Annotated in this window: 15 protein-coding genes; 4 read left to right on the top strand and 11 right to left on the bottom strand. The window is 76.6% G+C overall.

From position 1 onward, the window contains the following. Positions 1-292 precede the first annotated feature (292 nt). The 3 genes from MY526_RS07320 to MY526_RS07310 are packed head-to-tail and all read left to right on the top strand — an operon-like array spanning position 293 to position 3,623. Positions 293-1,270, top strand: coding sequence for a putative selenate ABC transporter substrate-binding protein (locus MY526_RS07320; RefSeq protein ID WP_436703586.1), 978 nt, complete (start codon positions 293-295; stop codon positions 1,268-1,270). After that, positions 1,267-2,013 carry a phosphonate ABC transporter ATP-binding protein gene (locus MY526_RS07315; protein ID WP_436703623.1) on the top strand — a complete coding sequence of 249 codons (747 nt, stop codon included), beginning with the start codon at positions 1,267-1,269 and terminating at the stop codon, positions 2,011-2,013. The genes MY526_RS07320 and MY526_RS07315 overlap by 4 nt, the downstream gene beginning before the upstream one ends. Beyond that, positions 2,010-3,623: a PhnE/PtxC family ABC transporter permease gene (locus tag MY526_RS07310; RefSeq protein ID WP_436703585.1), complete on the top strand. Its 1,614-nt coding sequence runs from the start codon at positions 2,010-2,012 to the stop codon at positions 3,621-3,623. Before MY526_RS07315 ends, MY526_RS07310 begins: the two co-directional genes overlap by 4 nt. A gap of 80 nt (positions 3,624-3,703) precedes the next feature. Here MY526_RS07310 and MY526_RS07305 read toward each other — a convergent pair whose 3' ends face one another. The 3 genes from MY526_RS07305 to hrcA are packed head-to-tail and all read right to left on the bottom strand — an operon-like array spanning position 3,704 to position 6,630. Then, positions 3,704-4,468 carry a 16S rRNA (uracil(1498)-N(3))-methyltransferase gene (locus tag MY526_RS07305; RefSeq protein WP_436690668.1) on the bottom strand — a complete coding sequence of 255 codons (765 nt, stop codon included), beginning with the start codon at positions 4,466-4,468 and terminating at the stop codon, positions 3,704-3,706. Further along, a complete protein-coding gene (gene dnaJ, locus MY526_RS07300) occupies positions 4,465-5,595 on the bottom strand; it encodes a molecular chaperone DnaJ (RefSeq protein ID WP_436703584.1) in 1,131 nt (376 codons plus the stop codon). The genes MY526_RS07305 and dnaJ overlap by 4 nt, the downstream gene beginning before the upstream one ends. Positions 5,596-5,610: 15 nt before the next feature. Further along, entirely contained in the window at positions 5,611-6,630 is a 1,020-nt protein-coding gene (hrcA, locus tag MY526_RS07295; protein WP_436690664.1) for a heat-inducible transcriptional repressor HrcA, read from the bottom strand. Between hrcA and MY526_RS07290 the strand changes: the two genes are divergently transcribed. Next, positions 6,590-7,261, top strand: a complete 672-nt coding sequence (locus MY526_RS07290; RefSeq protein WP_436690662.1) for a type II toxin-antitoxin system VapB family antitoxin — start codon at positions 6,590-6,592, stop codon at positions 7,259-7,261. The genes hrcA and MY526_RS07290 overlap by 41 nt on opposite strands. A gap of 75 nt (positions 7,262-7,336) precedes the next feature. On the opposite strand, the gene MY526_RS07285 is transcribed toward MY526_RS07290, so the two are convergent. The 8 genes from MY526_RS07285 to MY526_RS07250 all read right to left on the bottom strand — a co-directional run. After that, a complete protein-coding gene (locus MY526_RS07285) occupies positions 7,337-7,942 on the bottom strand; it encodes a response regulator transcription factor (RefSeq protein WP_436690660.1) in 606 nt (201 codons plus the stop codon). Next, the gene (locus MY526_RS07280; RefSeq protein WP_436703583.1) at positions 7,939-9,039 is read right to left on the bottom strand and encodes a sensor histidine kinase; all 1,101 of its coding nucleotides are present in this window, start codon (positions 9,037-9,039) and stop codon (positions 7,939-7,941) included. Before MY526_RS07280 ends, MY526_RS07285 begins: the two co-directional genes overlap by 4 nt. A 20-nt stretch (positions 9,040-9,059) precedes the next feature. After that, positions 9,060-9,806 carry an ABC transporter permease gene (locus tag MY526_RS07275; RefSeq protein ID WP_436690656.1) on the bottom strand — a complete coding sequence of 249 codons (747 nt, stop codon included), beginning with the start codon at positions 9,804-9,806 and terminating at the stop codon, positions 9,060-9,062. Then, entirely contained in the window at positions 9,803-10,705 is a 903-nt protein-coding gene (locus MY526_RS07270) for an ATP-binding cassette domain-containing protein (protein WP_436690654.1), read from the bottom strand. The genes MY526_RS07275 and MY526_RS07270 overlap by 4 nt, the downstream gene beginning before the upstream one ends. Positions 10,706-10,793: 88 nt before the next feature. Further along, positions 10,794-11,120, bottom strand: coding sequence for a TraR/DksA family transcriptional regulator (locus MY526_RS07265; protein ID WP_436690652.1), 327 nt, complete (start codon positions 11,118-11,120; stop codon positions 10,794-10,796). An 85-nt stretch (positions 11,121-11,205) separates the two neighbouring features. Then, positions 11,206-11,436 (bottom strand): hypothetical protein, encoded by a 231-nt coding sequence (locus MY526_RS07260; protein WP_436703582.1) that lies wholly within the window; start codon positions 11,434-11,436, stop codon positions 11,206-11,208. 47 nt (positions 11,437-11,483) lie between these two features. Continuing rightward, positions 11,484-12,704, bottom strand: a complete 1,221-nt coding sequence (gene hemW / locus MY526_RS07255; RefSeq protein WP_436703581.1) for a radical SAM family heme chaperone HemW — start codon at positions 12,702-12,704, stop codon at positions 11,484-11,486. Between the two features lie 158 nt (positions 12,705-12,862). After that, a partial coding sequence (locus MY526_RS07250) for a SelB domain-containing protein (protein ID WP_436703580.1) occupies positions 12,863-13,668 on the bottom strand: 806 nt, incomplete at its 5' end.

Raw genomic sequence — 13,668 nt, 5'->3', positions numbered from 1 at the left:
ACGGGCCACCTGGCGGACGCGGCTGGAGCAGCGGGCCGCCGTCCGCCCCACGGCGGTCGCCCTGCGGCCGGACCAGGGCTCCCCGGCCGGTCGCAGGCGTCAGTTGAGCACATGTGCGGCCGTCCCGGGCAGGGCCGCAGAGCCGTTTCCCAGACCGTTACCGGACGGGCGGACCGAGATGCTGTGGCCTCGGCCCGGCCGTGACCTGCGGCGTGGGTCAGGATGAGGACGACCGTCCCCGTCTCCCCCGGAGGTGTCACGTGCCCGTTCCCCGCCCCCGCTCGAGGACGTAGTGAGCACCCGTCGCGTCGCCCGGTCGGGTGTCCTCGAGTCCCAGTCCCTCCTCCCCCCGCTGTCCCGCCGCACCCTGCTCGCCGGTGCGGGCGCCGCCCTCGCCGCGGCGGTCACCGGCTGCGGCCGCTCCTCCCCGCTCTCGCAGGCCGCCTCCGGCCCGACCGGCTCGTCGGGCCCGCTGAGCATCGGCGCCATCCCCGACCAGGACCCCGAGGTCCTCCAGCGCCTGTACGGCACCGTCGCCGACTCGATGGCGGCCGCGCTGGACCTCGACGTCGAGTACCGCCCGGTCACCGACTACGGCGCCGCCGTCTCGCTGTTCCGCACCGGCGACCTCGACCTCGTCTGGTTCGGCGGGCTCACCGGCGTCCAGGCACGGCTGCAGACCCCCGGCGCCGAGCCGATCGCCCAGCGCGACATCGACGAGCGGTTCACCTCGGTGTTCGTGGTCAACGCCGACACCGGTCTGGCGCCGTCGGACGACCTCACCGCGCTGGCGCCGCTGCGCTTCACCTACGGCAGCGAGACCTCCACCTCCGGCCGGCTGATGCCCGCCTACTTCCTGCGCGAGGCCGGCGTCGACCCGCACGGGTTCCCGGGCGGGCCCGGCTTCTCCGGCTCGCACGACGCCACGCTGGCCCTGGTGGCGTCGGGCAGCTACCAGGCCGGCGTGCTGAACAGGCAGGTCTGGACCTCGCGGTCGGAGGAGGGCGCGGCCGACCCGGCCGTCGTCCTCTACACCGAGACAGCGCCCTACCACGACTACCACTGGCTGCTCGGCCCGCGCTCCGCCGAGCGGCTCGGCGTCGACGACCTCGGCGACCGGCTGCTCGACCACTTCACCGGCCTGGCGGCCGACGACCCGGCCGACGCCGAGGTGCTCGAGCTGTTCGGGGCGGGGGCGTTCGTGCCCACCGAGGCGTCCAACTACGACCAGATCGAGGAGATCGGCCGCGACCTGGGGCTGGTCAGCTGACCGCCGTCCTGCGGCTGGACGGCGTCGCGGTCCGGTTCGACAGGACGACGGCGCTGGCCGGGGTCGACCTCACCGTCGGCCCCGGCGAGCGCGTCGCCCTCGTCGGCGCCTCGGGCGCGGGCAAGTCGACGCTGATCGGCCTGGCCAACGGCTCGGTGACGCCGACCGCGGGAACGGTGCGGGTGCTGGGTGCCGACCCGGCCGCCCTGTCCGGGCGCGCGCTGCGCCGGCTGCGCTCCCGCGTGGGCACGGTGCACCAGCACCTGGAGCTGGTCGGCCAGCTGCGCGTGGTGCACAACGTCAACGCCGGCCGGCTGGCGGAGTGGTCGGCGGGCCGGGCGGCGTGGTCGCTGCTGCGGCCGCAGGGGGTGCCCGAGGCGCTCGCCGCGCTGGACCGCGTGGACCTCGCCGACCGGGTGTTCGACCGCACCGAGCGGCTCTCCGGTGGTCAGCGCCAGCGGGTGGCCATCGCCCGGCTGCTCGTGCAGCGACCCGACCTGGTGCTCGCCGACGAGCCGGCGTCCGCGCTGGACCCGGTCCTCGCCGACCGCGCGCTCGCGCTGCTCGCTGAGCTCGCCCGGGAGCGCGGCGGTGCGCTGGTCGCCGCGCTGCACGACCCCGGCCTGGTACGGCGGCACTGCGATCGGGTGGTCGGCCTGGCCGGCGGGCGGGTGGTGCTGGACCGCCCGGTCGCGGCGCTGTCGCCCGCCGACCTGGCCGGGTTCTACGGGGCGCCGGCATGACCGCCGTGCTGACCCGGCCGGTGGCGCCGGCCGCGCCGCCGCTGCGCCGCGACCGGCGGCGGTGGGCGTGGGGGCTGGGCGCGGTGGCGCTGCTGGGGTGGTCGCTGGCCGGGTCCGGCCTGTTCGCGGGCGAGGTGGTCAACGCCGGCGGGACGGCGCAGTTCGGCCGGTTCGCCGCGGGCGCGCTCTCCCCCGCGCTGGACGGCGAGTTCCTCGGCGTCCTCGCCGGGTCGGCGCTGGTCACCGTCGCCTACGCCGCGCTGGGGACGGCGCTCGCGCTGGTGCTCGGCGCCGCCGGTGCGGTGCTCGTCTCGCGCACCACGTGGGGACGGCGCCGGCTCGGCTGGCACTCCGCGCGGGCGTCTCTCGCCGTCCCCCGCGGACTGCACGAGGCGGTGTGGGGCCTGCTCCTGGTCAACGTGCTGGGACTGGACCCCTGGGTCGGGGTGCTCGCCATCGGGGTGCCCTACGGCGCGGTCACCGCCAAGGTCTTCGCCGACCTGGTCGACGAGGTGCCGCGCGGCAGCTACTCCGCGCTGCTCGCCGCCGGGTCGGGGCGGGTCCCCGCTGCGCTCTACGGGCTGCTGCCCCCGGCGGCGGGCGGGCTGCTCTCCTACTCCTTCTACCGGCTGGAGTGCGCGGTCCGCTCCGCCGTCGTCCTGGGGCTGATCGGCGCCGGCGGACTGGGGTACCAGCTGTCGCTGTCGTTCGCCTCGCTGCGGTGGGACCAGGTGTGGAGTGCGGTCTACGCGCTCGCGCTGCTGTGCGCGCTCGCCGAGGTCGCCGGGCGGGCGGTGCGCCGGCGGCTGGCCGCCCCGGCCGCGGGCCCGCGCCGCGACGCGGTGCTCACCGCCGCGGTCCTGGGCACGGTCGCGCTGGTCGCGTGGTCGTGGTGGTACCTGGCGCTCACCCCGGCGACCCTGGCCTCCGACCGGACCCGGGGGCAGCTGGCCTACGTGCTGGGCGCGGCCTGGCCGCCGGCGACCGACGGCGAACTGCTGCGCTCGATCGGCGCCCTCGCGGTGGAGACCGTGCAGATGTCGGTGGTCGCGATCGCCGTGGCCACGGCGGGTGCCGTGCTGGTCGCCGGGGTGGCCGCGCGGCCGGCCGGCCGGCTGCGGCCCGGACGGCGGGTCGCCGGCACGCTGGCGCGGATCGCGCTGCTGCTCCTGCGCGCGGTGCCGCCGCCGGTGTGGGCGCTCGTGCTGCTGTTCCTGCTGCTCCCCGGCGTGCTCCCCGGCGCGCTGGCGCTGGGCGTCTACACCCTCGGCGTGCTCGGCCGGCTGGCCGCGGAGGCGACCGAGGAGCTCGACCCGCGGCCACGGGCGGCGGTGACGGCGCTCGGCGCCCGCCCGGCCGGGGCCCGGCTGTACGGGGTGTTGCCGCGGGCGGCCGGGCCGGTGCTGGCCTACGCCCTGTACCGGTGGGAGGTGACGATCCGCGACACGGTCCTTGTCGGGCTGCTGGGCGCCGGCGGGCTGGGTGCGCTGCTGGCGTCGGAGATGGCCGCGTTCGACTGGGCGGCGGTGACCACGGTCCTCGCCGCGATCGTCGTCCTGACCTGGCTGGTCGACCTGGTCAGCGACCGGGCCCGCCGCGCCCTGCGCTGATCGCCGTCCTCACCCCGCGGCCGCCGACGTCGCCGTGCAGCGCGAGGTCGGCGACGACGACGCGGGTCCGGCGGCGCTGCTCAGGCCCAGCGGGTGCGGACGGAGAGGGCGGCGAGGGTGGCCGCACCCGCGGTCGACGTCCGCAGCACCTCCGGGCCCAGCCGGACCGGCCGGGCGCCGGCCGCGCTGAGCGCCACGACCTCGCCGTCGGTCAGCCCGCCCTCGGGGCCGACGACGACCGCGATGGCACCGGACGACGGCAGGTCCACCCGCGCCAGCGGGTGCCGCGCCTGCTCGTGCAGCACCAGCGCCAGGTCGACGTCGGCCAGCGCCCCGCACACCTGGCGGGTGGTCATGACGTCGGTGACCTCGGGGACCCGCGGACGGCGGGACTGCTTGCTCGCCGCGCGGGCCGCGGCCCGCCACTTGGCCACGCCCTTGGCCGCGCGGTCCTCCCGCCAGCGGGTGACGCAGCGCGCGGCGGCCCAGGGCACGATCCGGTCCACGCCGAGCTCGGTCGCCAGCTCCACGGCCAGCGGCCCGCGCTCGCCCTTGGGGAGAGCCTGCACGAGGACCAGCTCCAGCGCGGGCGGGGGCACCTCGTGCCGCACCGAGACCCGCACCCGCAGCCCCTCGGGACCGGCGGCGACCACCTCGCCGTCGGCGACGGTGCCGCGGCCGTCGCCCACGCGCACCCGCTCCCCCGGGGTCATCCGCAGCACGTCGACCGCGTGCCGGCCCTCGGGGCCGGGCACCAGGAGCTCCGCGGCGTCGGGCAGCTCGTCGAGCAGGAACAGCGGCGCCCCGTCGAGCTCGGGTACCCGGTCGTCGGCCGCCACGCTCACTTCAGCGCGTCCCGCAGCTTGGAGAACAGCCCGCCCTGCCCCTCCGAGGACGACGCCGGGCGGTCCTCACCGCGCAGCACGGCCAGCTCGCGGAGCAGCTTCTCCTGCTCGGCGTCCAGCCGGGTGGGCGTCTCGACCTCGACGTGGACGTGCAGGTTGCCCCGCCCGGTGGCCCGCAGCCGCGGGGCGCCCTTGGCCCGCAGCGTGAGCACGCTGCCGGACTGGGTGCCCGGGCGGATGTCGATCTCCTCGTCGCCGTCCAGGGTCTCCAGCGTGAGCGTGGTGCCCAGTGCCGCGGCGGTCATCGGCAGGGTGACCCGGCAGTGCAGGTCCTCCCCGTTGCGGGTGAACACCGGGTGCGCCCGCTCGACGATCTCCACGTACAGGTCGCCGGCCGGGCCGCCGCCGGGACCGACCTCGCCGTGCCCGGTCAGCCGGATCCGCATGCCGTCCTCGACGCCGGCGGGCACCTTGACCTGGATGGTCCGCCGGGCCCGCACCCGCCCGTCGCCACCGCACCTGGTGCACGGCTCGGGGATGACCTGGCCGGTGCCGGCGCAGGTCGGGCAGGTGCGGGAGGAGACGACCTGGCCCAGGAAGGACCGCTGCACGCTCTGCACCTCGCCGCGGCCGGCGCAGGTGGTGCAGGTGGTGGCGTGGGTGCCGGGGGCGGTGCCGGCACCGGTGCAGAGGTCGCAGAGGACGGCGGTGTCGACGGTGATGTCCTCGGTGGTGCCGAAGACCGTCTCGTCGAGGTCCAGCTCCAGCTGGATGAGCGCGTCCCCACCGGCACGGACCCGGCTGCGCGGCCCGCGCGTGGTGCCCCCGCCGCCGAAGAAGGCGTCCATGATGTCGCCGAGGCCGCCGAAGCCCGCGCCGCCGAACGGGCTGCCCGCCGTGCCGGCGCCGTTGTCGAACGGGTCGCCGCCGAGGTCGACGATCCGGCGCTTCTCCGGATCGGTCAGCGCCTGGTAGGCCCGGCTGATCTCCTGGAATCGCTCCTTGGCGCCCGGGTCGGGGTTGACGTCGGGGTGGAGGTCCCGGGCCAGCCGCCGGTAGGCCTTCTTGATGTCGCTGTCGCTGGCCCCGCGGGACAGCCCCAGGACGCCGTAGTAGTCGGTTGCCATCGAGAAGTCTCAGCCTCAGCTCTCGGCCAGGATCAGGCCGACGTAGCGGGCCACGGCTCGCACCGCGGCCATGTTCGTTGGGTAGTCCATGCGGGTGGGACCGACGATGCCCAGGCCACCCAGTGCGCGCTCGCCGGAGCCGTAGCCCACGGAGACGACCGACGCACCGGTGAGCGCCTCGTGCGCGTTCTCCTCGCCGATGCGCACGAGCACCGCGCCGCCGGTGTCCACCTCACTGATCAACCGCAGGACCACGACCTGTTCTTCCAGCGCCTCCAACAACGGGCGCAGGCTGCCGGGGTTGCGGGCCTCGCGGGCGAGGTTCGCCGTCCCGCCGATGACCAGGCGGTCCTCCCCCGGCTCGACGAGGGTCTCGATCAGCGCCGCGCTCACCGAGGCGACCAGCGGCCGCACGTGCAGCGGTGCGGTCTCCAGCAGCTCGGGCACCTTGCCGCCGGCCTCGGCCAGCCGGGCCCCGCTGAACGCGGCGTTCAGCAGCGCCCGCAGGTCGGCGACGTCGTCGGGTTCGACGTCGACCGCGCACTCGATCAGCCGCTGCTCGACCCGGCCGGTGTCGGTGATCAGCACCAGCAGCAGCCGGGAGCTGGTCACCGGCACCACCTCGAGGTGGCGCACCGCGCTGCGGGACAGCGTCGGGTACTGGACGACGGCGACCTGGTGGGTGAGCTGCGCCAGCAGCCGCACCGTCCGGTTGAGCACGTCGTGCAGGTCGAGGGCGCCGTCGAGGAACCGCTCGATCGCCCGGCGCTCGGCCGTCGACAGCGGCTTCACCGCCGAGAGCCGGTCGACGAAGAGCCGGTAGCCCTTGTCCGTGGGCACCCGGCCGGCGCTGGTGTGCGGCTGGGTGATGTAGCCCTGCTCCTCGAGGACGGCCATGTCGTTGCGGATGGTCGCCGGGGAGACCCCCAGGTCGTGCCGCTCGGCGAGGGCCTTGCTGCCCACCGGGTCGTTGGTCGAGACGTAGTCCTGGACGATGGCCCGCAGGACCTGCAGGCGGCGCTCGTCGTGCGCCACGGTGACACCTCCCCGTACCGGTCGACGCGTCGTGCGGCACCCTCGCGGAGACGCCCCGGGCGCTCCTCGGCGCCGGACACTCGTACGACTGGCACTCGCACGTTCAGAGTGCCAGACCAGCATACGTCGATCGGCTCCCGGCGTCGCGCGGCTCGCGCGGACGGGGGACCCGGCGGCGGCGGGGCCGGGACGGCGGTGGATAGGCTCGGACGTCGGTTCCGGTGCCCGCGCGGGGGCTCGCAGGGAAGAGGTCGGTGCCCTGATCTTCAAAGCGGTCCGTGACGGCAGGCCCTACCCCGATCACGGCCTCTCGACCCGGGACTGGGCGATGATCCCGCCCCGGCAGATCCGGCTGGACACGCTGGTCGCCACCAAGCGTGAGCTGGCGCTGGACACCCTGCTCGCCGACGACTCGACCTTCTACGGGGACCTCTTCCCGCACGCCGTCCAGTGGCAGGGCGAGCTCTACCTCGAGGACGGCCTGCACCGCGCGCTGCGGGCCGCGCTACAGCAGCGCAACGTCATCCACGTCCGGGTGCTGGACCTGGACACGCTCATGTCACCCGAGCCCTCCGGCCCGACGACCGCCGCCATGCAGATCCAGCCGCCGGTGCCCGGCCAGCGAGACTGAAGAAGGACCCCGTCCTCCCCGCCCCTCGCAGGCTCGCGGCGGGACCCGGGACGGGGCCGCCCCAACAGGAATCCGTCAGAGCCAGCCCTTCTCCTCCGCCACCCGCGCCGCCTCGACGCGGGTCCGGGCGCCGGTCTTGCCGATCGCCGAGGACAGGTAGTTGCGGACCGTCCCCTCGGAGAGGAACAGCCGCCGGGAGATGTCGGCGACCGTCGCCCCGTCGGCGGCCTCGCGCAGCACGTCGGCCTCCCGCGCCGACAGCGGGGTGGCCCCCAGCGCCAGCGCCGCCGCCGCGAGGTCCCGGTCGATGACCCGCTCCCCCGCCACCACCGCCCGGATGGCCCGCGCCAACTCGGCGACGGGGGCGTCCTTCACCAGGAACCCCGATGCGCCGACCTCCATGGCCCGGCGCAGGAAGCCCGGCCGGCCGAAGGTGGTGAGGACGACGGCCCGGCAGCCCGGCACCGCGTCGGCCAGCGCCCGCGCGGCCTCCAGCCCGTCGCAGCCGGGCATCTCGATGTCGAGCAGCGCGACGTCCGGCCGGTGCTCGCGGGCCGCGCCGACGACCAGGTCCCCCCGGCCGACCTCGGCGACCACCTCGAGGTCCTCCTCCAGCTCCAGCAGCGCGCGCAGCGCGCCGCGGACCATCGTCTGGTCCTCGGCGATGAGCACCCGGATCACGGCGCGCTCACCCGGGCGTGGGCGGGGACCCGCGCGGCGAGCCGGAAGCCGCCGCCGGGCGCCTCGCCCGTGTCCAGCCGGCCCCCGCGCGCGGCCAGCCGCTCCTCGAGTCCGGACAGCCCGGCCCCGGGCGCGCCACCGGCCGGGCCGCGACCGTCGTCGGTGACGGTGAGCGCGGCGTCCTCGTCGCCGACCGCGAGCGTCACGACGACGGTGCGCGCGCCGCTGTGCCGGAGCACGTTGGTCGTCGCCTCCCGCACCACCCAGCCGAGCACCGCGTCCACCGGCCCCGGGAGCTCGGGCACGCCCGACGGCGCCCGCAGGGTGATGCCCGCGGCCGACAGCGCGGCGCGGGCCTCGGCCAGCGCCAGCGCGACGCCGATCTGGCGGTAGCCGCTGACCGCCTCGCGCACCTCGGCCAGCGCGCGGCGGGCGGTGCTCTCGACGTCGGCCATCTCCGCCCGGGCCCGCGCCGGGTCGCGTTCGGCCAGCCGCCCGGCCAGTTCGCTCTTGAGCGCGATGAGCGACAGGCTGTGGCCGAGCAGGTCGTGCAGGTCGCGGGCGAAGCGCAGCCGCTCCTCGGCGACGGCGGCGCGGGCCAGCTCCTCCCGCGCCTCGGTCAGCTCGGCGTTGACCGAGACGAGGAAGCGGATGCCGCGCAGCGCGAACCCGGTCAGCACGCACATCAGCGGCAGGATGAACAGTTCGCCGAGCATGTCGTGGGCGGCCAGGACGGACGCGCAGACCGCGGCGGCACCGCCGACCGCCGGCCACACCCAGCGCTCGGGCAGCCCGACGGCTGCCGCCGCCGCCACGTAGATCATCAGCCCGGCCCACGCCGGCCCCAGCCAGACCGCCAGCCCGACACCCAGGACCGCGACGACGGCCAGCTGCCGCCACGGCACCCCGCAGCCGCGCACGGACATCCGGTTGAACACGGCCAGGTAGACGACGGTGAAGGCGACCAGTCCCAGGACGGCGACCACCCGGACCGCCGCCGGCCGCGGCGTGCTCACCAGCTCGGCGAGCGGGAACACCTGGAACAGCAGCCAGGGCAGCGTCCACACCAGGCGCTGCCAGCGGGTGCGCGGGTCCACGGCGGCGACGCTAGCCCGGCTCAGCCGGCGACGGCGTGCAGCGGACGGCGCCGCGCCACCGCCGTCGCCAGGACCGCGAAGGCGGCGGTGAACCCGGCCACCGCCAGCACCGTCAGGGGCGCCGGCCCGCCCAGGGCGACGACGTCGCGGCCCAGCTGGGCGTACCAGTAGGAGGGCAGGGTGTGCGCCAGCGCGCCGAGGAACGCGGGGAAGACCTGCACCGGCACCCACAGCCCGCCCAGCGCGGCCAGGACCACGCCGAGGATGCCGACGGCGCCGCCCGCGGCCTTCTCGTCCAGGGTGTGACCGACCAGCAGGCCGAGCGCGACGAACGCCCCGGACCCCAGCCACAGCACGGCGACCAGGCCGACCCAGGTCAGCGGCGCCAGCTCGACGCCGTTGACCAGCCCGCCGACCAGCGCGACGACGACCAGGCTGGGCAGGGTCAGCAGCATCCCGACGGCCACGTCGACGGTGACCACCGACGATGTCGGCACGGGCGTGATCCGCAGCTGGCGCAGCCAGCCCGAGGCCCGGTCGAAGGAGACCCGGATGGTCGCGCCCAGGGCGGCACCGAGGGCGCCGTAGGCCATCATCGAGACCATGTAGGTGGTCGCGTAGACCTGGTACTCCGCCGTGCTGCCGGCCTGCCCGCCGAGGATCTCGGTGAAGAACACGGTGAACAGCGCCGGCAGCAGCACGGTGAAGAAGAGGAACTGCCGGTTGCGGCCCACGCGCCGCAGCTGGAAGCGGAGCAGGGTGTTCATCGGTCGGCTCCGATCGGGATGGGTCGGACGGCGGTGAGGGACAGGACGGCCTCCTCGAGGCTCGCCCCGCGCACCTGCAGGTCGGGCAGCCGCCCGCCGGCGAGCAGCGTGCGCAGGGTCGCCTCGACGTCGTCGGTGCTGAGGGTGATCCGGTCGCCCTGCCGGGCGACGGCGGTGACGCCGGGCAGCCCGTCGATCGGGGTGCCCGGGGTGGCGGTGAACGCGACCGTGCGGCCGGAGGTGCCGGCCTTGACCTCCGCGGCGGTCCCGTCGGCGACCACCCGCCCGCCGGCGACCACGACCACGCGGTCGGCGACGGCGTCGGCCTCCTCGAGGTGGTGGGTGGCGAAGACGACGGTCGTGCCGCGGTCGGCCAGCCCGCGCATCGTCGTCCAGAAGGCGCGGCGGCCCTCGACGTCCATGGCGGAGGTCGGCTCGTCGAGCAGCAGCAGCGGCGGCTGCCCGGCCAGGGCCAGGGCGAGCAGGACCCGCTGGCGCTGCCCGCCGGAGAGGGCGTCGGTCGGCCGGTCGAGCAGGCCGTCGATGCCGGCGGTGACGACCAGGTCGGCCAGCGGCCAGGCGCGCGGGTAGCTGCGCCGGACCAGGTCGAGCACCTCGCCGACGCGGGTCTCCCCCGGGAGCCCGCCGTGCTGCAGCATCGCGCCGACGCAGCCGGCCCGGATGGCCGCCGCGGGTGGGCGGCCGAGCACCCGGACGGTCCCGGTCGAGGACACCAGGCCGAGGACGGCGTTGACGATGGTGGACTTGCCGGCGCCGTTGGGCCCCAGCAGCGCGACGGTCTCCCCCGCGCGCAGCTGCAGGTCCAGGCCGGCGACCGCGACCGCGTCGCCGTAGCGGACGGTGAGGTCGCGGATGTCGAGGGCGGTCTCTCCGGGCACGCGACCAGCCTGCTCAGCGCGGCGTCCGGCGAGTAGTGCGGGACGTCGCGACCCCGGCCTGACATCTGTCAGCCCGGGGTCGGGACGGTCAGCGGCGCTGCGAGCAGGCCACGCAGCCGGTGGCGAAGGGACGCAGCTCCAGCCGCTCCTCGGGGATGTCGGTGCCGCAGTGGACGCAACGCCCGTAGGTGCCCGCCGCCATGCGCTCCAGCGCCGCGTCGATGTCCTCGATCGTGCGCTGCAGCGAGGCCGCACGCGTGACGGCGACGTCGTCGGGCAGCGACTGCACGGTGTCGGCGAGTGCGAGTTCGCGCTCCCTCACGCACTCGGTGCGCTGGGCCGCCAGCCGGGCCCGGAAGTGCTCCCACTGCGAGTCGCCGGTGGCCGGGACGGGGGTGTCGACGGTGCTGGTCATGGCAGTGCTCCTCGAGGCAACGCAGAGAGAACGCGGGCACCGGGCGGTGCGCGTCAGATCGGGCGGTTGCGACTCCGGGCGGGAGTCAGGAGACCTGAGGCGGAGCCCGGTCCTGGCTGCGGCGGAGGACGTCGAGGCCGCGCAGCCCGCGGGCCCGGCGGTTCATCGCGAGGGCGAGGAGCATGCCCCCCGACAGCGGGGCCGGCGCGACGGCGGCGTGGTGGCCGGGCGGGGATCCGCCAGCCTGCCGGGACACGTGCACGCCCATGCTGACCACCCCCTCGACCTGCTCCGGCGCCGCTGCCGGAACGGGCACCATAGCCCCCGGGCGGGACAAACGGAACGGGTTCGTCGTCTCCCGGCCTAGTCGCTCAGCTCCCTGACCAGCGCGTCGGCCAGCAGCCGCCCGCGGTCGGTGAGGACGGCCCGGCCGCCGGCGTGGGCGGCGTCGTCGAGCAGCCCGCGGGCGACGGCGTCCGTGGCACGGAGCCGCCCGACCGGCGAGAGGGCGGTGAGCGGCAGCCCACTCCGGAGCCGGAGGCCCAGCATCACCGTCTCCAGCGTTCGGTCGTCGTCGTCGAGCAGCTCGGAGTCCTGCGCCGGGCTCTCCCCGCGCAGCAGCCGGCCGGCGTACGCGGCGGGGTGCTTGACGTTCCACCACCGGAGCCCGCCCACGTGGCTGTGCGCGCCGGGGCCGACGCCCCACCAGTTGGCGTTGGCCCAGTACAGCTCGTTGTGCCGGCAGCGGGCGGCGTCGTCGGTGGCCCAGTTGGACACCTCGTACCAGTCGAACCCGGCGCGGCGGAGGGTGACGTCGGCCTGCTCGTAGCGGTCGGCGAGGACGTCGTCGTCGGGCATCGGCAGCTCGCCCCGGCTGATCCGGCGGGCCAGCCGGGTGCCCTCCTCGACGATGAGCGCGTAGGCGCTGACGTGGTCGACCGGCGCGGCCAGGACGGCGTCGAGGGAGGTGGCCCAGTCGGCGTCGGTCTCGCCCGGCGTGCCGTAGATGAGGTCGAGGTTGACGTGCTCGAAGCCGGCCGCGCGGGCCTCCCGCGCGGCCTCGACGGCGCGGCCGGGGGTGTGCCGGCGGTCGAGGACGGCGAGCACGTGCTCGGCGGCCGACTGCATGCCGAGGCTGATCCGGGTGAAGCCGGCCTCCCGCAACCGGGCCAGGCTCGCCGGCGACACCGTCTCCGGATTGGCCTCGGTGGTGACCTCGACGTCGTCCGCGACCGGGAACAGCTCGCGGACCGCGGCGAGCACGGCGGCGAGGTCGTCGGCGGGCAGCAGGGTCGGGGTGCCGCCGCCGACGAACACCGTGGACACCGGAGGCCGGTCGGGGCCGAGCGTCTCGGCGGCCCGGCGCAGCTCGGCGATCGCGGTGCCGGCGTACTCGCTGCGGCTGGCGCCCGGACCGAGCTCCTCGGCGGTGTAGGTGTTGAAGTCGCAGTAGCCGCAGCGGGTGGCGCAGAACGGGACGTGCACGTAGAGCCCGAACGGCGTGGTCGCCAGACCCTCGCGGGCGCTGTCGGGCAGGTGCCAGGGGCGCGGCGGCGTCTCCAGGAGCGGCAGGACGGTGTTCATCTGCTCCCAGTGTGCCGCGCCGGCGGCGGTGCCCGGCGGGGCGCGGGGCGTGATCTGCGACCGCCCCGAGGCGACCGGGTACGTCCCGGCTCGCTCGTGCTCTGCCCACCGTGGTGCGCAGAGCACGAGCGTGCGCAGGGAGACCTGCGGCGGCGGCCCTACCGCAGCCGGCGGGTGGTGTCGGGCAGCCGCTCGGTGACCCCGCGGGCGTCGAGCCACTCCATCAGCGGGACGGCGACCCTGCGGGTGGTGCCCCAGGCCGACCGCGCCTGGCTGAGGGTGAAGGGCGCCGGCACGGCCGCCAGCCGGGCCCGCGCCACCTCCTCCACCCCGGGCGCGAGGTAGACGCCGTCGGCGACCCGCACCAGCTGGCCGTCGCGGACCGCCGCCGCCAGCTCCCGCGGGCCGAGCCCGGCGGCGGCGAGGTCGGGGGCCTCGGGCGCGGCGAACGGATCGGCGGCCAGCCGGGCGCGGATGGCGTCGACCGCCTGCTGGACGCGCGGCGGCAGCCCGGCGGCGGCGACCGCCACCCGTCCCTCGCGGAGCGTCAGCGGCGGCCGCACCACCGCCCGCAGGAGATCGTCGTCGGGCAGGCCGAGCTCCCGGCGGACGACGGCCACCGGCGGCCCCGCCTCCAGCGGGTGCTGCTGGCGGTACCGGCCGACGAGCGCAGGCAGCCGCGCGGCCAGCTCGTCGACCAGCCCGGGCGCGAGCAGCCACGGCCCCACCGCGGTTGCCTCCCCGGGCACCGGCCAGCCCATCGCGGTGAAGTCCGCGGTCCGGACGACGCGCCGCCGGGCCAGGTCGGCGGCGGCCCCGGCCTCACCGAGGGGCTGCGCGGCCAGCTCGGCGGCCCGCGCCCGGGCCGCGCCGCGGCGACGCAGCTCCGGCGGGTCGACGGCGCGCACGTCGGCGCCCACCACCCCGCGGGCCCCCGGGTCCCGCCCCAGCAGGCGGTCGCCCA

The sequence above is a fragment of the Geodermatophilus sp. CPCC 205761 genome (assembly GCF_051383655.1).
Classification (GTDB): domain Bacteria; phylum Actinomycetota; class Actinomycetes; order Mycobacteriales; family Geodermatophilaceae; genus Geodermatophilus.
This window is presented reverse-complemented; position numbering and strand designations above follow the sequence as displayed.